This is a genomic window from Martinezella sp. CNPSo 3732 (assembly GCF_057784515.1).
The window spans coordinates 178,684-196,029 of sequence record NZ_JBXSOO010000003.1 but is presented as its reverse complement, the minus strand read 5'-3'; the positions used below and the strand labels follow the sequence as shown (position 1 = coordinate 196,029).

At 59.1% G+C, this 17,346-nt stretch carries 20 protein-coding genes; 9 read left to right on the top strand and 11 right to left on the bottom strand.

Annotated features, from left to right (window positions below; genetic code table 11):
- The first annotated feature begins 320 nt into the window (after positions 1-320).
- Positions 321-647, top strand: a complete 327-nt coding sequence (locus AC13RM_RS09620) for a winged helix-turn-helix domain-containing protein (RefSeq protein ID WP_113230688.1) — start codon at positions 321-323, stop codon at positions 645-647.
- 38 nt (positions 648-685) lie between these two features.
- Entirely contained in the window at positions 686-1,129 is a 444-nt protein-coding gene (locus AC13RM_RS09615; RefSeq protein WP_113230521.1) for an SRPBCC family protein, read from the top strand.
- Here AC13RM_RS09615 and AC13RM_RS09610 read toward each other — a convergent pair.
- On the bottom strand, positions 1,116-1,256 hold the full coding sequence (locus tag AC13RM_RS09610; RefSeq protein WP_374815011.1) for a hypothetical protein: 141 nt from the start codon (positions 1,254-1,256) through the stop codon (positions 1,116-1,118). The two genes, AC13RM_RS09615 and AC13RM_RS09610, sit on opposite strands and share 14 nt — an antisense overlap.
- Before the next feature lie 61 nt (positions 1,257-1,317).
- Here AC13RM_RS09610 and AC13RM_RS09605 point away from each other — a divergent pair, with 61 nt between their 5' ends.
- On the top strand, positions 1,318-1,812 hold the full coding sequence (locus tag AC13RM_RS09605) for a CreA family protein (RefSeq protein WP_113230522.1): 495 nt from the start codon (positions 1,318-1,320) through the stop codon (positions 1,810-1,812).
- Positions 1,813-2,081: 269 nt separating this feature from the next.
- On the opposite strand, the gene AC13RM_RS09600 is transcribed toward AC13RM_RS09605, so the two are convergent.
- Positions 2,082-2,546, bottom strand: a complete 465-nt coding sequence (locus AC13RM_RS09600; RefSeq protein ID WP_374815009.1) for a chemotaxis protein CheW — start codon at positions 2,544-2,546, stop codon at positions 2,082-2,084.
- Between the two features lie 450 nt (positions 2,547-2,996).
- On the opposite strand from AC13RM_RS09600, the gene AC13RM_RS09595 reads away from it, so the two are divergent.
- Genes AC13RM_RS09595 through AC13RM_RS09585 form a run of 3 tightly spaced genes read left to right on the top strand, consistent with a single transcriptional unit; the run spans position 2,997 to position 5,653 of the window.
- Positions 2,997-3,599, top strand: a complete 603-nt coding sequence (locus AC13RM_RS09595) for an SCO family protein (protein WP_285171374.1) — start codon at positions 2,997-2,999, stop codon at positions 3,597-3,599.
- 45 nt (positions 3,600-3,644) lie between these two features.
- Positions 3,645-4,754: an FAD-dependent oxidoreductase gene (locus AC13RM_RS09590; protein WP_374815613.1), complete on the top strand. Its 1,110-nt coding sequence runs from the start codon at positions 3,645-3,647 to the stop codon at positions 4,752-4,754.
- 20 nt (positions 4,755-4,774) lie between these two features.
- Positions 4,775-5,653, top strand: coding sequence for a 50S ribosomal protein L11 methyltransferase (locus tag AC13RM_RS09585; RefSeq protein WP_374815007.1), 879 nt, complete (start codon positions 4,775-4,777; stop codon positions 5,651-5,653).
- 201 nt (positions 5,654-5,854) lie between these two features.
- On the opposite strand, the gene AC13RM_RS09580 is transcribed toward AC13RM_RS09585, so the two are convergent.
- On the bottom strand, positions 5,855-5,995 hold the full coding sequence (locus AC13RM_RS09580) for a hypothetical protein (protein ID WP_162711788.1): 141 nt from the start codon (positions 5,993-5,995) through the stop codon (positions 5,855-5,857).
- Between the two features lie 343 nt (positions 5,996-6,338).
- Between AC13RM_RS09580 and AC13RM_RS09575 the strand changes: the two genes are divergently transcribed.
- The gene (locus AC13RM_RS09575) at positions 6,339-8,174 is read left to right on the top strand and encodes an aminopeptidase P family protein (protein WP_374815004.1); all 1,836 of its coding nucleotides are present in this window, start codon (positions 6,339-6,341) and stop codon (positions 8,172-8,174) included.
- 45 nt (positions 8,175-8,219) lie between these two features.
- Here the strand turns inward: AC13RM_RS09575 and AC13RM_RS09570 are convergent, their stop codons facing one another.
- Together AC13RM_RS09570 and AC13RM_RS09565 are read right to left on the bottom strand one after the other, a co-directional pair.
- A complete protein-coding gene (locus AC13RM_RS09570) occupies positions 8,220-8,531 on the bottom strand; it encodes an AzlD family protein (protein ID WP_374815003.1) in 312 nt (103 codons plus the stop codon).
- A 2-nt stretch (positions 8,532-8,533) separates the two neighbouring features.
- Positions 8,534-9,256, bottom strand: a complete 723-nt coding sequence (locus AC13RM_RS09565) for an AzlC family ABC transporter permease (protein WP_374815001.1) — start codon at positions 9,254-9,256, stop codon at positions 8,534-8,536.
- Between the two features lie 233 nt (positions 9,257-9,489).
- Between AC13RM_RS09565 and AC13RM_RS09560 the strand changes: the two genes are divergently transcribed.
- A complete protein-coding gene (locus AC13RM_RS09560; RefSeq protein ID WP_113230529.1) occupies positions 9,490-9,741 on the top strand; it encodes a DUF2164 domain-containing protein in 252 nt (83 codons plus the stop codon).
- A 7-nt stretch (positions 9,742-9,748) separates the two neighbouring features.
- On the opposite strand, the gene panB is transcribed toward AC13RM_RS09560, so the two are convergent.
- The 3 genes from panB to AC13RM_RS09545 form a co-directional block, all read right to left on the bottom strand.
- Entirely contained in the window at positions 9,749-10,570 is an 822-nt protein-coding gene (panB, locus tag AC13RM_RS09555) for a 3-methyl-2-oxobutanoate hydroxymethyltransferase (protein ID WP_374814999.1), read from the bottom strand.
- A 1-nt stretch (position 10,571) separates the two neighbouring features.
- The gene (gene panC / locus AC13RM_RS09550) at positions 10,572-11,444 is read right to left on the bottom strand and encodes a pantoate--beta-alanine ligase (RefSeq protein ID WP_374814997.1); all 873 of its coding nucleotides are present in this window, start codon (positions 11,442-11,444) and stop codon (positions 10,572-10,574) included.
- 251 nt (positions 11,445-11,695) lie between these two features.
- Positions 11,696-12,400 (bottom strand): SDR family oxidoreductase, encoded by a 705-nt coding sequence (locus AC13RM_RS09545; protein ID WP_374814995.1) that lies wholly within the window; start codon positions 12,398-12,400, stop codon positions 11,696-11,698.
- A gap of 268 nt (positions 12,401-12,668) precedes the next feature.
- On the opposite strand from AC13RM_RS09545, the gene AC13RM_RS09540 reads away from it, so the two are divergent.
- On the top strand, positions 12,669-14,054 hold the full coding sequence (locus AC13RM_RS09540; RefSeq protein ID WP_374814993.1) for a hypothetical protein: 1,386 nt from the start codon (positions 12,669-12,671) through the stop codon (positions 14,052-14,054).
- Between the two features lie 6 nt (positions 14,055-14,060).
- Here the strand turns inward: AC13RM_RS09540 and AC13RM_RS09535 are convergent, their stop codons facing one another.
- The 3 genes from AC13RM_RS09535 to AC13RM_RS09525 all read right to left on the bottom strand — a co-directional run bounded on the left by AC13RM_RS09535 (position 14,061) and on the right by AC13RM_RS09525 (position 17,246).
- A complete protein-coding gene (locus AC13RM_RS09535) occupies positions 14,061-15,146 on the bottom strand; it encodes a glycosyltransferase family 4 protein (protein ID WP_374814992.1) in 1,086 nt (361 codons plus the stop codon).
- Between the two features lie 81 nt (positions 15,147-15,227).
- Positions 15,228-15,851, bottom strand: a complete 624-nt coding sequence (gene pncA / locus AC13RM_RS09530) for a bifunctional nicotinamidase/pyrazinamidase (protein ID WP_440477864.1) — start codon at positions 15,849-15,851, stop codon at positions 15,228-15,230.
- Between the two features lie 111 nt (positions 15,852-15,962).
- Positions 15,963-17,246: a sugar MFS transporter gene (locus AC13RM_RS09525; protein ID WP_488554890.1), complete on the bottom strand. Its 1,284-nt coding sequence runs from the start codon at positions 17,244-17,246 to the stop codon at positions 15,963-15,965.
- Positions 17,247-17,346: the final 100 nt, after the last annotated feature.

Genomic DNA, 17,346 nt, shown 5'->3' with positions numbered 1-17,346 from the left:
GGGGAGGAGAGCAAGGAGGCTTCAACCCTGCTCGCCTCGGCAGGGTTGAGATGGATCGCGGTCAGCTCAGCGCAACACAGCTTCCACTCGCCCTGCAAAGGGAGAGATGGTGTGAAGGTGTGTCACCATGGTGCGGTTTGCGATCATGGGCGGATGATCCGACGCGATGCGGAAGTTGTCAATCGTTCCTTGCATAAATCCCGAGATGGAACCGCCGCCTCCTCACGGCGCGATGGGTTTGCGTCGCTTCACATATTACTTGACAGGCAACCATTTGGTTGCCTATAAACAAGAAAAGGCAACTAAATGGTTTCGTGTCCGTGGATGATGATGATGCGATCTTCAAGGCGCTGGCGGATGCCAGCCGGCGACAATTGCTCGACAGGCTCTATGAGCAGAACGGGCAGACATTGAATGCGCTCTGCGAAGATCTGGACATGAGCCGCCAGGCGGTCGCCAAGCATCTTGCCATTCTGGAGGAGGCCAATCTCGTCTCCTCAGAGAAGCATGGACGCGAGAAGCTGCATTTCATCAACGCGATCCCGATCAACGGCATCGCCGAACGCTGGATCAACAAGTTCGAACAGCGGCATCTGAATGCGCTTTCGGCCTTGAAGAAAGTGCTGGAGGACGGCGGCGGTTCGTGAGCTCAACAAGCAATAAAATTCAAACAAGGAGAAATGGCATGACTGGAAGCAAATTCGTCTACGTCACCTTCATCCGCACCACGCCGGAAAAGCTCTGGTCGGCGCTGACCACGCCGGAATTCATCAAGCAATACTGGTTCGATATGGTCCACGAGACCGAGTGGAAGGTTGGATCGCCGTGGAAAATGCTCTTTCCGGATGGTCGGATTGCCGATGCAGGAGAGATTGCTGAGTTCGATCCGCCACGGCGGCTCGCCATTAACTGGCGCAATGAGTGGCGCCCGGATCTGAAGGCCGAAGGCTGGTCGCGTTGCGTGATGGAACTGGAGCCGGCGGACGGTGTCGTGAAGCTAACCGTTGCCCACACGATCGAGGTTGAAAACTCCAAGCTTATCGAGGCGGTTTCCGGTGGCTGGCCGAAAATCCTGTCCAACCTCAAGTCGCTGCTGGAAACCGGAACGGTCGCAATCAGCCAGAAGTGAGATGACGCGCTGCCTGCGTGTGTTCGGACGCCGTTGCTTTGGCTGCGGCGTCCATTATGTGGATCGCTGCCGCATCGACCGTGAAGCGTTGCACGCGGAAATAGGCGGCCCATCTTGCATCGCTCATGGACCATCTTACCTTAGCCAAGCCGCTCTTGCTCCCGGCGGCTGTTGTTGGAGGATGTTCGATGCGTTCACCCAAATTCTTCGCCGCCATTGCCGCGTCTTTTCTGGTCGCGGCGCCCGTTTCTGCGTCAGCCGAGGTCATCGGCAAGGTCGGTGTGGACTGGACGGGCAATGATATACTGGTCGATGCCGTGCCGGACCCCGAAGTCTCAGGCATCACGTGCCATGTAACCTATTTCGATCGCAGCGTGATCGACCGGCTGCGCAAGGGCAACTGGTTCGAAGATCCTTCCAACAATTCCATCGCCTGCCGTCAGACCGGTCCGATCGAGATCGGTGATATCAACCTGTCTCAGAGCGGTGAGGAGGTATTTCGCGCTGGGCTATCGCTCATCTGGAAGAAGCTGGTCGTCACCCGTATTTACGACAAGAAGAACGATACGCTGGTCTATCTCATCCATTCCCGGCAGCTGACGGATGGTTCTGCCAAGATGGCCATTTCGACGATCCCCTTGTTCGGCCAGCAGGTGACCTGGAAGAACGGCAAACCGAAATGACGGTATTTCTATACCTCAAAAATAACCCGTAGAAAGATAATACCAAAAAAAGTCATACTCTTGGGTTGTCGAATTGCTTCTGGTTGCTTTCGGTTTGCACCTTTTTGATGCAATTTCGAAGGCGAACAGGGAGGCGACTCTCGCCCCTGTTCACGGCCTGCAAGACCGTGTGATTGGCTACACCCCTGCCAAAACCGGTTGTATAAAAAGCGATCGCCCTGGAGCTCGGCTGCAGGGCGATCTTCTTTTGTTGAGCTAACTTATTGAAATCAGGCTGCCTGTGCCAACTGATCCGCAATTACCGTATCGAGGTTGAGGAAGCAGACCATGGTCTTTTCCAGCGCCACGATGCCGCGGCAGAAGGCGCGCTGCCCTTCGGGGATGATTTCCGGAGCCGGCTGCAGGTCTTCGCTTTTGATCGACATCATATCAGAGACCTGTTCGACGAGCAGACCGACCAGCTTGCCGGCGATATCCGTGACGATGATTGCGGAGCGCTCCGATGGTTCCGTCATCTTCATGCCGAGACGGCAGGCCATATCGATGACCGGGATCACCGCACCGCGCAGGTTGATGAGGCCGAGCACATAGGGCGGCGTATGCGGCATCGGCGTCACCGGGGCCCAGCCGCGGATTTCGCGGATGGCCATGATGTCGATGCAGAATTCCTGATCGCCCAGGTGAAAGGAGACGATTTCCAGATAGGTGCCCGATTGCTTGATGGCGTTCGTCATATTCGAGAATTTCCCGTTTGGCATCGCCGCAAGCGACGCTCGCGATTGAAAAAAGAGATCGGCTGGAGCGGCTTGGGCAGCGGCAGCGTCCGGTGCTTCGGCGAAAGATACGCCTGGCGTTCCGGCGGGCGTCATGCCCTTCTGGAATAAAGAGGTTTGCCGCGCTTTCGGGCGGTGGGCGAAGTGGAATTCGACCTTTGCTGCAGATGTTGGCGCGGACTGGTTAGGATTGATTTAACATGAATGCAGATTTTGTCTCTCCGGCCCAGAAGAGCGGCAAAATGGAGTGATCAAGGCTTGGAAGACCACCGAACCGCATGCTGCGACGATTTCGGCCTCCTCTGAACATCTTCTTGAATTGCGTCCTTCACTTCGAGCCATTACATCGGCTAGGGGTCGATTGCACTGCACTTTCAGCGTGATCGTCCGTATTGGTGAGGAATGGCATTCATGAGAAGCGTGCGGATTGCAGTTTGGGTGGCCGTGTTGATCGTGGCCGGACTATTGGGCTGGTTTAGCTTTGGCGGCGGCAAGTCGCCCGAGGTGGCGGCATCCGGGCCTTATGGCGTGCCCTTCACGCTCGTTTCGCAGAGCGGCCAGCCGATCAGCGACCAGGCGTTTCGTGGCAAGCCGTCGGCCGTTTTCTTCGGCTATACTCATTGCCCTGATGTCTGCCCGACGACGCTGTTCGAGCTGAACGCCTGGCTGCAGAAGGTCGACCCTGACGGGAGCAAGCTCAACGCCTATTTTGTGACGGTTGATCCCGAACGCGATACGCCCGCGATCATGGACCAGTATGTCTCCAACGTCTCGAAGCGCATCACCGGCATTTCCGGCGATCCCGCCAAGGTGATGGATATGGTCAAGGGCTTCCGTGTCTATGCCAAGAAAGTCCCGGTCGACGACAAGCAGCCGAATGGCGACTATACGATGGATCACACGGCTTCCGTCTTCCTGCTGGATTCGCAGGGCCGCTTTGCCGGGACCATCGCTTATGAGGAAGATCCGGACGTGGCGGTGAAGAAGCTGGAGAACCTAGTCAAGAAGGGATAGGACCCGCATGGGCGAGGGGATTGGCGGACGGGAAAATCCAGATCCATCCTGATCGCGGGGGCTGGGCCGGTCGGTCTTGCCGCCGCTCTCGAGCTCGCCCGTCGCGGCTTCTCGCCGCGTATCGTCGATGACGGCACTGGTCCGACGCCGCTACAGGAAAGCCGGGCTCTCGGCGTTAATGCCCGAACGCTGACGCTGCTGTCTCCTTCCGGCGTTGCCGAGCGCATCGTCACCGACGCGCAACCGATCGAGCGCTTTCGCGTCCGCGCGAATAAGAAAATTTTGATCGAGCTGGATACTCGCGAGGTGAAAGGCCGCTTCAGTGCTATTTGCGCTCTGCCGCAGGGCAGTACCGAACGCCTGCTGATGGAAGTGCTTTCAACCTATGGCATCTCGCCCGAATGGCAGACGACAGTGATTGCAGAGGCCATATCGGACCCTCAAAAGCCGGAGGTCACGCTGCGTCGAGCTGATGGTGCGTTGGAAACGGTGCAGCTGGACATATTGATCGGTGCAGATGGCGCCCATTCTGCGGTGCGCAAGGCACTTGGTGCCGGCTTCCCGGGCGAGGCGCTGGAGGCTTATTTCTATCTTGCCGATTTTCGCTATGCGGAGCCGGCAGATGCGCATTTTGCAGAGATATCGCTCTTCGATCCCGGCATGGTCGGGCGCCTGCCTGTCACGGCCAATATCATCCGCTACATCTCGACGCTGGAGAATTTCGAAAGCCGCATCGTTCATCCAGCCGCTATTGCCGAAAAGACCTGGGTCTCGCAGTTCCGCATCCACTTCCGGCATGTCGAACCCATGGCCAAGGGCAATGTCTTTTTTGTTGGTGATGCAGCCCATATTCATTCGCCGGCCGGCGCGCGGGGCATGAATCTCGGTATCGAAGATGCCTGCTGGCTTGCGTGGCTCATTGCGGAAGGCCGCGAACAGGAGTATTCGGCCTTGAGAATTCCCGCCGTCAAGCAGGTTTTGAAACAGACCTATGGCCTGACACGATTGGTGACGATGCAACGCCCGCTGGCAGTTGTGGCGCGTAATTTCTTTGCGCCGCTATTGTTGCGCTTCGGCCCGATCCGCCGGACATTGCTTCGGAGTGTGGCTGGCTATGACACGCCGAAACCGCCTTGGATCGACTGGGCCGAATAAGAACGAGAAAGAACGACGAGTTGAGTGAAATCCGCCTTTATGTGACGACGACCGAGAAGAAGGCCGGGCAGGTTCTGGACCTGATGACGCCGGTGTTCGAAGACGAAGAATTGCCGATTGCAACGACGGAAATCGACGAAAAGAACGATGTCTGGGAAGCGTCGATCTATCTCTATGCTGCGGACGAGGATGAGGTCCGTGGTCGTTTCGAAGCGCTCCTGAAGCCGACTTTCCCCGATCTCGCCATTCAAAAGGAAGTGCTTCCCGATATCGACTGGATCGCCAAGTCGCTGGAAGGGTTGAAGCCCGTGCGCGCCGGACGCTTCCTCGTGCACGGTTCGCATGACCGCGACAAAGTCGGCCCCAGCGACATCGCCATCGAGATCGAAGCCGGACAGGCCTTCGGCACCGGTCACCATGGGACGACCGCTGGCTGCCTTGAGACGATCGAGAAGGTTGTTGCGAGCCGCCGCGTGCGCAACGCGCTCGATCTCGGGACGGGCAGCGGCGTGCTGGCGATCGCCGTGCGCAAGCTGCGCAACATTCCGGTTCTGGCGACCGATATCGATCCGATTGCCGTTCGCGTCGCGAAGGAAAATGTCCGCAGCAACGGCATTGCCTCGGGCGTCACGCTGGAGACGGCACCGGGATTCCATTCCACGGCCTTTTCCCGTCATGGACCGTTCGACCTGATCATCGCCAATATTCTGGCGCGTCCGCTCATCAAGATGGCGCCGCAGCTTGTGGCGCATCTGGCACCGGGCGGCTCGGTCATTCTTTCGGGTATTCTTGCGGAGCAGCGCTGGAAGGTTCTCGCTGCCTATAACGGCGCGCACCTGCGGCATGTGCGCACGATCTGGCGCAACGGCTGGGTCACCATCCATCTTGACCGGCCCTGAGCCGGTCACGTCCCGCATCAACAATCGCGAAAATAAAAAAAGGCGGTGCCGAAGCACCGCCTTCAGATCGGTTTTCACCGATCTTGCCCGCGAGCGTGTGGAGGAGGAGTGCTCAAGCGGGCTCTAAGCGTTCTGATCATAATCCGAGGGAGGAGGAGAACCGGATTACGATCGTCTTGGAACGCGTAGATCGTAAACTTGTTAGCGGCGACCGCCGCGGCTGGCGCCGATTGCCTTTGCGGTTTCGACTTCGAGCTGACGAAGCGAGCCGACGGAATGGCGTACGGTGCGACGCTCGCCAGCCAGCGCCGGGCTAACATATGCGGAGCGAGAGATAGGCATTGTCTTAAGTCCTTGGTTTTGAGCTGGTTCTTCGTGAACCCCGTTTGATGCCGCGGATATAGCGACTCGCCCGTCGGCGTGGCAGGGGGGCAGCTTCATGGGAGCTATGCGTAATATGCATGTTTCGTGCCGTGAAGTTGTCATAATCGGACTGGCATGCTCACGAAATGGGCGGATTCGTTAACGGCCCGCATGAGATAAACTACTCTCATCTGGTGTGATATTGCGGTAATCGTACATAGCGTCTTAGAGATCGAAAATCACGTCGCACTTCCGATCGTGATGCTCTAACATACTGGCAATATTCAGTTTCACGAACTCTCCATCACTACCGGATCAGCCCATGTTTCAGTCTTTCGACGTCACTTCCACCCCGCAATTCGGCCGCGAGCGCGTCGCCGGCTTGCGCGCTGCCTTCGACGATCTCGGCATTGACGGCTTCCTCGTGCCGCGGGCTGACGAGTATCAAGGCGAGTACGTGCCCAAATGCTCGGAGCGTCTCGCATGGCTCACGGGGTTCACTGGATCGGCAGGTGTTGCGCTTATCACGCACTCTCAGGCCGTGGTTTTCGTGGATGGCCGTTATGTGACTCAGCTTGCAGAGCAGGTGGATCGGAGCGTCTTCAGCGGAGGCGATCTGGTGAACGAGCCGCCGCATGTCTGGTTGCCGCGTCACGCGAAGAAAGGTTTCCGGCTCGGCATCGATCCGTGGCTGCATACGGGTGCCGAAGTACGCCGACTGGAAAAGGCCTTGGCCGAGATCGACGGCAAGCTCGTCTTCCTGCCCCACAATCCGCTCGACAAGCTCTGGACCGACCGGCCGCCCGAGCCGCTGGGCAACGTTATCATTCAGGATATCGCCCAGGCCGGTATCCTCGCCAAGGACAAGCTTGCGACGATTGCAAACGGCCTCAAGGAAAAGAATCTCAAGGCGGCGCTGATTACCGATCCGTCCTCTGTCGCCTGGATCTTCAATATCCGCGGCAGCGACGTGCCGCACACACCGCATCCTCTGGCCCGCGCCATCATTTATGCGGAAGGAGAAGCGGCGCTCTTCCTCGACAAGCGCAAGACCAAGGTCGAGGCCGAAGCCTATCTCACGCAGATCTGCAAGCAACTGCCGCCGTCGGAACTTACCAAGCGCCTGGCCGCTACTGCTGCGGATGGCGGGCGCATCCTGGTTGATCCGGATCTCGCTTCCTATGCCTTGACCGATATCATCCGTCGAGAGGGTGGAGAGGTCGTGGAGGGCAATGATCCCGCCAAGCTGCCGCGCGCCTGCAAGAATGCTGCCGAAATCAACGGCTCTGCGGCTGCCCATCTGCAGGATGGCGCCGCCATGGTCGAGTTCCTTTACTGGCTGGAGACAAGCAAGCCTGGAACGGTGACGGAGATTGCGGCGGCCAAGCGACTGGAAGCCTACCGCGCCCGCGTCGGCGAGAGCATGCAAAACCCGCTGAAGGACATTTCCTTCGATACGATCTCCGGTGCCGGCGAGCATGCGGCGATCATGCACTATCGCGTGACCACGGAGAGCGACCGGCTGATCCAGGCGGGCGAACTGTTCCTGATCGATTCGGGTGCGCAATATATCAACGGTACCACCGACATCACCCGTACAGTTGGCATCGGTGCTGTCTCCGAAGAGCAGAAGCGCCTCTTCACGCTGGTGCTGAAGGGAATGATCGCCATCAGCACGGCTCGTTTTCCGAAGGGAACGCGCGGCTGCGATCTCGATCCGCTGGCGCGCATCGCGCTCTGGAAGGCAGGCGTCGATTTCGCCCATGGCACGGGCCACGGCGTCGGTTCCTATTTGTCCGTGCATGAGGGGCCGCAGCGCATTGCGCGGCTCGCGGTGCAGGAGCTGCTTCCCGGCATGATCTTGTCCAACGAACCCGGCTACTATCGTCCGGGTCATTTCGGCATCCGCATTGAAAACCTGATCTATATCCGCGATCCGGAGGAGATCGAGGGGGGTGACATGCCTATGCTGGGCTTCGAGACTTTGACCTTCTGCCCGATCGATCGCAGCCTGGTACTTGTCGAGCTGCTGACACATGAAGAGCTAAACTGGTTGAACCAGTATCACGCCCGGACGCGCGAAGCGCTGATGCCGCTGATCCATGATCATGACGTACGGGCGTGGCTGGAAAATGCCACGCTCGAGCTTAGCCATTGAGAAATAAGGGCCTCATCCCATCTCGAAATCGGGATGGGGTCCGTCTCAAGCGCCTATGGAATGGCGCCACGCCATGACGACCACCCATCCTGCGACCAGCATATAGGTCGAAGGATAGCGCAGTCCGACGACAAGGGCGGCAAGCATCGCCACCTTCGTATCCCAGCCACCGACGAAGAAGGCGGGGGCGACAAGGGTCGTGAGTACGGCGGCGGGTACGGCATTCAGCGCCGCCTCGACGCGTGGCGGAATGCGGGTCATCTTAACGATCAGGATATAGCCGCCGATGCGCGTCAGGAAGGTCACCACGGCCGCAGCCGCAATCAGCAGGACCATATGCGAATTGAAATCGAACATGGTCAGACCTCGTGGCTTCCGTGCGCGATATCAGGCTTGCGATTCGCTTTGACCGGCGGCAGCATTGCGGCAAGCGCGACGCCCGCTAAGGCGCCAATGCTGACATGCCAGGGCGAGCCGACATAGCGATGGGCGATGGCCGATGCCATGGCACTGACCGCCACGACAGGCAGGAAGTTGTCGCGCGTGCGAAAGCCCATGACGATGCCGAGGAAATAGACCGGCAGCAGAATATCGAGGCCGATGGCTTTGGGATCACCGATGAAACTGCCGAGAAGACCGCCGATCAGGCTCACCACCACCCAGGGAACATAGATCACCACCGCAAAGCCGATATACCAGGCGAAAGTCAACGGCTTGCCGCTTTCATGGCGCTTGATCGTCTCGGCGAATTGCGGATCGACCAGCAGGAAAAAAGTGAAGAACTTCTCCACAGCGGAAAAGTGTCTGATATAGCGAGCGATCGCTGCCGAATAGAGCACATGGCGGAAGTTCACGGCGAGGATCGACAGCACGATGAGCCAGGCCTGAACATTGTGGCCGAAGAGATCGATCCCGACCATCTGGCTGGCACCGGCATAGACGGTGCCGCTCATCAGGGTCAGTTCGCCAAGGGACATGCCCTGATCGCGCGCCAGCGCACCGAAGAGGGCGCCGAAAGGCGCTGCAGCGAGGCCGACGGGAATGCCGCCCTTCAAGCCTTCAAGAAATTCCGCGCGACTCATGGTCCGCTTTGTCCTTTGTGGAAAATCCGGCGCTTTTGCCTGGATGTCGTGTCGAGGGCGCACATTCCGCATGGAACCAACGATGGTTATACCCTTGCGCATTTTGTGCCACGCTGTTCAATGGCGGGAGGTGTATGCCGTACCTTTGGAGCCAGCAATTGAATTTCCTTGATGGATCAATTGATTTCCTTGATCCAGCGCTTCGGCCCGCTCGCAAAATGGGAGATGGAAAGATGAAGAAGATCACCTTTTCGAAGGAGGAGAAGGCGGCCATGGTCGCCCGCGTTCAGCGCTATTTCGCCGATGAGCTGGACCAGACGCTCGGCACCTTGCCCGCTGAATTCCTGCTCGATTTCTTCACATCCGAGATCGGCCCTTACTACTACAATCAAGGCCTGCGGGATGCCCATGCAGCATTGATGAGCAAGATGGAGGATTTCGGCGAGGCGATCTATCTCTTGGAGAAAGAGCCGGCCAAGAGCTGATGGCGTCTTACTTCTTCGGCTGGAACGTATGCTCCAGTGCCGGAAACGTGCGAGTTGTCACCTCCTCGGCATAGGCTTCCGCGGCTTTCGAGATCATGTGCGCCAGCTCCGCGAAGTGCTTGACGAAGCGCGGTTTGAAATCGTTGAACAGGCCGAGCATGTCGTCGGAAACGAGGATCTGCCCATCGCAGGCGGCAGATGCGCCGATGCCGATGGTGGGAATGGCGACGGCGGCGGTGATCTCGCGGGCGAGCGGCTCTATCGTGCCTTCGATCACTATTGCGAAGGCGCCGGCCTCCGAGATCGCCTTGGCATCACGCCGGATCTTATCGGCTTCCTTGTCCGAGCGCCCGAGCGAACGATAGCCGCCGGTCGTATTCACCTGCTGCGGCATCAGTCCGACATGGCCGAAGACCGGAATGCCGCGACTGGTGAGGAAGGCCACGGTTTCTGCCATTTCCTCGCCACCTTCGAGCTTCACGCCATCGCAGCCGGTTTCCTTCAGGATGCGCGCCGCATTGCGGAAGGCTTGCTCCTTCGACTCCTGATAGGAGCCGAAGGGCATGTCGACAATGATGCAGGCATGTTTTGCGCCACGCATGACCGCTTGGCCGTGGGCGATCATCATATCCAGCGTGACGCCGACGGTCGTTTCCATGCCGTAGAGCACCATGCCAAGGGAATCACCCACCAGAAGCAGGTCGCAATGCGGATCGAGCAGGCGGGCGATCGGCGTTGTATAGGCCGTCAGGCTGACGATCGGGCGCGTGCCCTTCATCGCTTCGATGGCTGCCGGCGTCGTGCGCTTGGTGTGTCCGACGGTGCTCATCTCAGGCGGCCCCTTCGTTGGCGGATTTGCTGCCGATAACCCGGTTGTCGAGCAGGCGGGTGGTGCCGATGCGGACGAACAAGGCGATGAGGATCGGCTGCCCCTGCAGTTTGGTCAGCGGCTCCAGCGTTTCAGGATGACGAACGGCGGCGACTTCCACGGTCGCGAGGGGCTCCTTGCCGATGAAGGCGCGAAGCGCCTCTTCGAGTGCTGCTGGATCATCGGCGCCGAGATCGTAAAGCCTTGCAGCTTCCTTCAATGCTCTGGGGACAATAACAGCGGCGGCACGCTCTTCTTTTGACAGATAGACATTGCGTGAGGAGAGGGCCAGACCATCCGCATCGCGAACGGTTGGCACTGGTACGACCCGGACAGGCTGGGCCAGATCCTGGACCATGCGGCGGATGATCGTTACCTGCTGGTAGTCCTTCTCGCCGAAATAGGCGCTGTCGGGCTGGACGATATTGAAGAGCTTGGTGACGACGGTGGCAACACCGGCGAAGTGTCCCGGACGAACGGCGCCCTCCAACTCCGCGCCGAGCTTCGGCACGTCGACCACCGCTTCCATCGGTCGCGGATACATGTCCATGACGCCGGGTGCGAAGAGAAAGTCGACGCCGGCATCGCGCAACATGGAACTGTCCCGCTCGAGATCGCGCGGATACTTCGCCAGGTCTTCATTGGCGCCAAATTGCAGTGGATTGACGAAGATCGAGGTGACGACGACATCGTTCTCGGCCTTGGCGCGTGAGACGAGTTCCATATGGCCGGCATGCAGGTAGCCCATGGTCGGCACCAGGCCGATTTTCCTGCCGGCTTTACGGTGTTCGCCAAGCCGTTCGCGCAGGTTGGCTATCGTGTGGACGATCTCCATCGTGGCACTCCTCCCCAGGCAATGCCGTTTCCGTATTGCCGGTTTCCATCCCTCAAAATTGCGGGGACTTCTAACGTGTGCAGTGCGAAAAGGCAATTCGCCCGCGCCACCAGCCGCGGTTTCGCTTTCAGGCTATGAGGTTCGCAGGCCAATCCAAGGCGATTTAATCTCCGCTGCTGTGCTCCAAACCGAATCGCGCTCCCAAGGGGTGCCTGAGAGAGCGAAAACGAGACGATGCTGTCTTGCAGAGACTAGACCGAGCGCATCAGGCCGCCATCGACTTTGAGGTTTTGGCCGGTGATGTAGCCAGCACCGTCGGAGGCCAGGAAGGCGACGGTAGCGGCGATCTCGGCGCTGGTGCCATAACGCTGCATCGGCACGCTGTCACGGCGTTCTTCGGTCGCCGGCAGGCTGTCGATCCAGCCAGGCAGGACATTGTTCATCCGCACGTTGTCGGCGGCATAGGTGTCGGCAAAAATCTTCGTATAGGAGGCAAGGCCCGCGCGGAATACGGCCGAAGTCGGGAACATTGCCGATGGTTCGAACGTCCAGGCGGTGGAGATGTTGATGATCGCGCCGGATTTCTGCTTCTGCATGATGGGAGCGATGAGGCGGACCGAACGGATGACGTTCATCAGATAGACATCAAGACCGGTGCGCCATTGCTCGTCGGTGATCTCAAGGATCGGGGCGCGCGGACCATGGCCGGCGCTGTTGACGAGCACATCGATCCGACCCCACTTTTCCATCGTCGCATCGACCAGGCGCTTGAGATCGTCATTCGACTGATTGGAGCCGGTAACGCCGATTCCGCCAAGTTCCTGAGCGATAGCCTCGCCCTTTCCGGAGGAGGAGAGGATGGCGACATGGAAGCCATCGGCGGCAAGGCGCCTGGCGCTTTCGGCACCCATGCCGCTGCCGCCCGCAGTGATAACAGCCACTTTTTGTATCGACATATGTGCGTCCTTCCTCGTCTGGTTCCCGGGAGATCGATTGCCTGAATCTGCTGATGAAATATCATCTTCTTCGCACGAGGGCCAAGCAGCTAAATTCTTGTCTATCAGTAGAAAAACTACCGGCGAGGAGGTGAGACGGAAATGATCGGCATGATGTCAGGACGATGCCTGCATTTTGGGCCGAGGTTTCAATGTCGACTCCACTTCGCCCGCTGAGATTAGCGCTTTCCTCAATCTTTTGCTGTTAGCTGCCACCATGGCGAAGATCGTGGCGTTGGCTGCATATTTCTATCAGGCTGCGGTGGCTTTCGGGCTGCTGATTGCGGTGGCGCATCTGCTGACGCCAGCGGATTATGCCTCCTATTCGCTATTCATCTCGATCAGCCAGTTTGCCGCGATCCTGTGTTTCGAATGGGTTCGCTTTGCCTGCAGCCGCTTCTATCCGGGGCAGGGGCCTGGGAGCGAGGCGCTGGAGCGCAAGGCGCTGACGGTGGAATTTGCGGCTTGCTCGGCAATCTGTTTGATCGCCGCTTCCGTCTCGATCTTCTTTTCTGTCTCGGCAGAGATTGCCGTGCTTGGCGGCCTGGTCGCAATCTTCCAGGGCGGCAGCGATCTGCATCTCACCATGCTGCGCTTCCGTCAGGAATTTCGGGTCTTTTCGCGGCTACAGGGTTCGCGTGCGACGATTCTGGCCATCGGTACGCTTGCGGGTGCGGCTGTTGCCCCGACCTTCACATGGACCGTCGTCGGTCTGATGGCCGGCTATCTTGCCTATGGGCTCCTTGCCGTACTTTTGACCCGCAACAGTCTTCACGAGGCGGCTTCGTTCGAGAAGGCGCTGGTACGCAAGCATTTCGTCTATGGCAGCGTTGCCGCGAGCGCCTCCGTTATCGGCATGCTGACGCCGTTGGGATTGAAATCGATCCTTACGGCTACGCTGGGAGCGGGTGGCGCCGCCGGCGCACTTCTGGCGCTTGATCTGCTGCAGAGGCCCTTCGTCCTGATCGTCTCTGCGCTGCAGGCCATTCAATATCCCGATGTCGTCACGACCTATGATCGCGATGGGCGGACGCCTGCCTTTGCCAAGCAGCTCGGAGAATATTATTCGCTGCTGACCGGTCTGACGCTGATGACCGCCGCCGGCATTTTCGCGCTATTGCAGCCGGTCGGGCAATTGGTCATCGCCGCCGGTTTGCGCAAGGAGTTTCTTACCGTCGCCCCCTTTGTCATCGGCCTTGCGACATGCCGCGCGCTGACGGCCAACATGATGCCCACTCCTGCGCACCTGCAGCATCGGCTGTTGATGATCTTCCTGCTCGCGGCGCTGGATTGCCTGCTGCTGAATGCGGGCACGCTCATCGGCGGCTATCTCGGTTCCTTCAGCGATGCAGCCCTCATGGCCGGCGGCATGATTGGCGCGCTATGCGCCACGGCGATCGGCGTCAAGGTTATGATGTCTCTTGCCTTCGATTTCGTCTGGCCGCCCGTCGTTCTGTCGGCCATCGGGCTGGCCCTGCCAGTGCTGGCAACGGCCGGTTTTGGCTATTCGCTCTGGATATCTGTAGTTGTCGGCGTTATCGGGGGCGCGCTCTTCTGCCTGCTCGGCCTCTACAGCTACTTCGTCACGATGTTCCGGCCGCAATCAGGGTCGTGAAATCTCTTAGAGATCTTCCAGAATGGACAGGACGCGATCTGCGCTGCCATCCCAGGAGAAGCGCGTAACGTTCTCATGGCCGCGTCGTCGCAGATCCTGGCGTAACGCCTCATCCGCCGCGATCCGTCGCATGGCGGAGACAAGTTCGTCCTGTCGGAAGGGATCGAAGTAGAGCGCGGCATCGCCCGATGCCTCACGTACGGCAGGAATATCGGCCGCAAGTACCGGGCAGCCCTGGGTCATCGCCTCCAGCGGCGGGATGCCGAAACCTTCGTAGAGGCTCGGGAAAACGAAAGCTGTGGCATGGCGCTCCAAGGCGGCGATTTCTGTATCGGCGAGCCGGCCGGGAAAGAGCAGGCTGTCGTTCGATTGCTGGTTATCCGATTTGAAGACGGTCGGTGCGGAGCCGCCGACGACCACGAGCTTCTGGTTCTCATCCTTGAGCGCCTCGAAGGCGCGGATCGCGAAATCGAGGTTCTTGTTCGGCTTCATCGTTCCCACAAGCAGGAAGAAGCCGTTCGTTCTCAAGCCAAGCCGCTGCATGACGGCCTCATCCGGCTCGATGACGGCGTAATGATCGACGGCATTGTAGACGACGTCGATACCAGTCCATGGCACCCGGAATACAGAGGCGAGCTCCTGCCGCGAGAATTCGGAGACGGTACCGATCTTGGCGGTGCGCGTCAGCACGATTCCAAGGGCGCCATGTAGCAGGCGGTAGCTGCGCTTGAAGGACTGCGGATGGCGGAAGATCGTCACGTCATGGATGACGACGGCTTGACGGCGATGCAGGAGCGGCCCGCTGCCGCCGAGGCCGATGAGCCGGCTGCCGCGCGAGCGGGAAAGCAGCGCTGTTTGCTCCCAAAGATGGCCGGGGCCGGAACCGAAACTGTCAACGTCTATGGCGGAAAGTTTGATATCGACAGGCGTATTGCGCGGCACGGCCAGACGCCAGCGCACTCCTTTCAGGGAGGCGGGCAGCGCGCCCGAGGAGATCTTGCGGTCGAGCGCCAGGGTTAATTCGCGCGCAAAGCGCTGCACACCGGACAGAGGCTGGCCGAGAAAACGCCCGTTGATGACAATCGACTGCACGCAAGAAATCCCGATATCTTACTGACAGGGAATAGCTTGCACCATTTTATTTAGAGAAGGTTTAGCTGGATTTGCGCGATTTTACGCAAACGCATCCTTGCTGCTGATCACGGCAACACCACGGGCTCGTATCTCGTCGATTGCCGATTTGACGCCGGCGGGATCGATGCCTCGGCTTGCATCTTCGATGAAGCGGATTGTGACGCCGGGCAGCATTTCAACGGCATCGAGCGCCGAGAACTTGACGCAATAATCGGTTGCCAGCCCGCAAAGGTCGAGTTCGGTGACGCCTTTGTTGCGCAGATAGGCGGCCAGCCCGGTGAGGGCAGCCTGATCGTTGTCACGGAAGGCGGAATAGCTGTCGACGGCGGGATTCTGGCCCTTTTGCTGGATGAAATCGACGGCGTCCATATGGAGATCCGGGTGAAACTCGGCATCTTTGCTATTCTGGACACAATGATCGGGCCACATCATCTGCGGCTTGCCTGACAGTGTGCCGATTTCAAAAGGTTTCTTGCCTGGATGAGCGGAAGCGAAGCTGCCGTGACCGGCCGGATGCCAGTCCTGCGAAGCGACGATGAGATCGTATTGGCCGCTGTCGATGAGCTTATTGGCGACAGGCACCACCTGATCTCCGTCCGGCACGGGAAGGTTACCGCCTGGGCAGAAGCCGTTCTGGATGTCGATGAGCAGCAGCGCTTTCATGAGGCTCGTCCTTCTATTTTGTTGTGCCGCACGATGCCAAGCGGCGCGCTTCGGATCAAGCCCTTTGCGCCCCGCCGGTGAAGGCGGCGAGGCGCGATGGTTTGTAAAGGCTTATGCCGGCTTGTGGCCTTTGAGGCCGTAGAAGGCGATGTAGACGTAGCAGATGATCGGCATCAGGAAGGCGAGGTGGATGCCGATCGTATCGGCAAGGCCGCCCTGGATAACAGGCAGGATCGCGCCGCCGACGATGGCAAGGCAAAGAATGCCCGAGCCTTGGCTCGTATATTTGCCGAGACCATGCAGCGCCAGGCTGAAGATCGTTGGGAACATGATCGAGTTGAACAGGCCGATCGCCAGCACGGACCACATGGCGATATGGCCTGTCGTCAGCACCGTCACCAGCAGAAGGATGATTGCGACAGCGGCGTTGAACGCAAGCGCCTTGCCATCATCGATATGGCGCATAATTGCCGAGCCGACGAAGCGCCCGACCATGGCGCCGCCCCAGAAATAGGAGACGTAGTGAGCGGCATCGGACTCGGAGAGATGGGCGATATCGGGCTGGCTCAGGAAGTTCACCAGGAAGCTGCCGACGCTGACTTCCGCACCGACATAAACAAAGATACCGACAGCGCCGAGCACGAGATGGCGGTACTGCCAGGCGGAGCCGCCGCCGCGCATCGGCTCGATGGTCTCCTCATCCTCGACTTCCGGAAGTTTCAGCGCCGCAAAGACGGCCGCGAGCACCAGGAAAGCGGCTGCAAGAAGCAGATAGGGAAACTTGACCGCACCGGCTTCGGCAAGGCGCATAGCGTCGAGCTGTTCCGGGGTCGCGTTGGTGGCCGCAACGGTCGCAGCGGACAGGATCAGCATTGCGCCGAAGTATGGTGCAATCGTCGTGCCGAGCGAATTGAAGGCCTGCGTCAGGTTCAGGCGGCTGGCGGCGGTATCCGGTGGTCCCAATACGGTGACATAGGGATTGGCGGCGACCTGCAGGATCGTAATGCCGGTGGCGAGCACGAAAAGCGCGCCCAAGAAAAGGGCGTAGACTCGGTAGGTGGCGGCCGGAATGAACAGGGCGCAGCCGACAGCCGCGATCGCGAGGCCGACAACGATGCCCCATTTATAGGTGATACGCTTCACGAGCGTGCCGGCAGGCAGCGATATGATGGAGTATGCACCGAAAAAGCAAAGCTGGATGAGCATTGCCTGGGTATAATTCAGCTGAAAGACGCTTTTCAGATGCGGGACCAGAATATCGTTCAGGCAGGTGATGAAGCCCCACATGAAAAAGAGTGAGGTGAGTGCGATAAGTGCGAATTGGTAATTGCCCTGGCCTTGGTGTGCGGATGCACGCGCGCTGGTGGGCGCAGAGCTTGTTGCTGAGCCAGCCACTTTTTTATCCTCGGTTTTTGTTGTTACCAGGCTTCGAGATTCGAGCCGGACGAAAAGCCCGAACGGGCCGAAAGAAGAACTGGCGGCGGCTTGCCGAGAC

Coding starts and splice junctions, on each gene's coding strand:
- AC13RM_RS09545 (WP_374814995.1), bottom strand. CDS start 12,400: ATGTCGATACAAAAAGTGGCTGTTATCACTGCGGGCGGCAGCGGCATG.
- AC13RM_RS09610 (WP_374815011.1), bottom strand. CDS start 1,256: ATGAGCGATGCAAGATGGGCCGCCTATTTCCGCGTGCAACGCTTCACG.
- pncA (WP_440477864.1), bottom strand. CDS start 15,851: ATGAAAGCGCTGCTGCTCATCGACATCCAGAACGGCTTCTGCCCAGGC.
- AC13RM_RS09600 (WP_374815009.1), bottom strand. CDS start 2,546: ATGACGAACGCCATCAAGCAATCGGGCACCTATCTGGAAATCGTCTCC.
- AC13RM_RS09615 (WP_113230521.1), top strand. CDS start 686: ATGACTGGAAGCAAATTCGTCTACGTCACCTTCATCCGCACCACGCCG.
- AC13RM_RS09575 (WP_374815004.1), top strand. CDS start 6,339: ATGTTTCAGTCTTTCGACGTCACTTCCACCCCGCAATTCGGCCGCGAG.
- AC13RM_RS09605 (WP_113230522.1), top strand. CDS start 1,318: ATGCGTTCACCCAAATTCTTCGCCGCCATTGCCGCGTCTTTTCTGGTC.
- AC13RM_RS09565 (WP_374815001.1), bottom strand. CDS start 9,256: ATGAGTCGCGCGGAATTTCTTGAAGGCTTGAAGGGCGGCATTCCCGTC.
- AC13RM_RS09560 (WP_113230529.1), top strand. CDS start 9,490: ATGAAGAAGATCACCTTTTCGAAGGAGGAGAAGGCGGCCATGGTCGCC.
- AC13RM_RS09570 (WP_374815003.1), bottom strand. CDS start 8,531: ATGTTCGATTTCAATTCGCATATGGTCCTGCTGATTGCGGCTGCGGCC.
- panB (WP_374814999.1), bottom strand. CDS start 10,570: ATGAGCACCGTCGGACACACCAAGCGCACGACGCCGGCAGCCATCGAA.
- AC13RM_RS09580 (WP_162711788.1), bottom strand. CDS start 5,995: ATGCCTATCTCTCGCTCCGCATATGTTAGCCCGGCGCTGGCTGGCGAG.
- panC (WP_374814997.1), bottom strand. CDS start 11,444: ATGGAGATCGTCCACACGATAGCCAACCTGCGCGAACGGCTTGGCGAA.
- AC13RM_RS09595 (WP_285171374.1), top strand. CDS start 2,997: ATGAGAAGCGTGCGGATTGCAGTTTGGGTGGCCGTGTTGATCGTGGCC.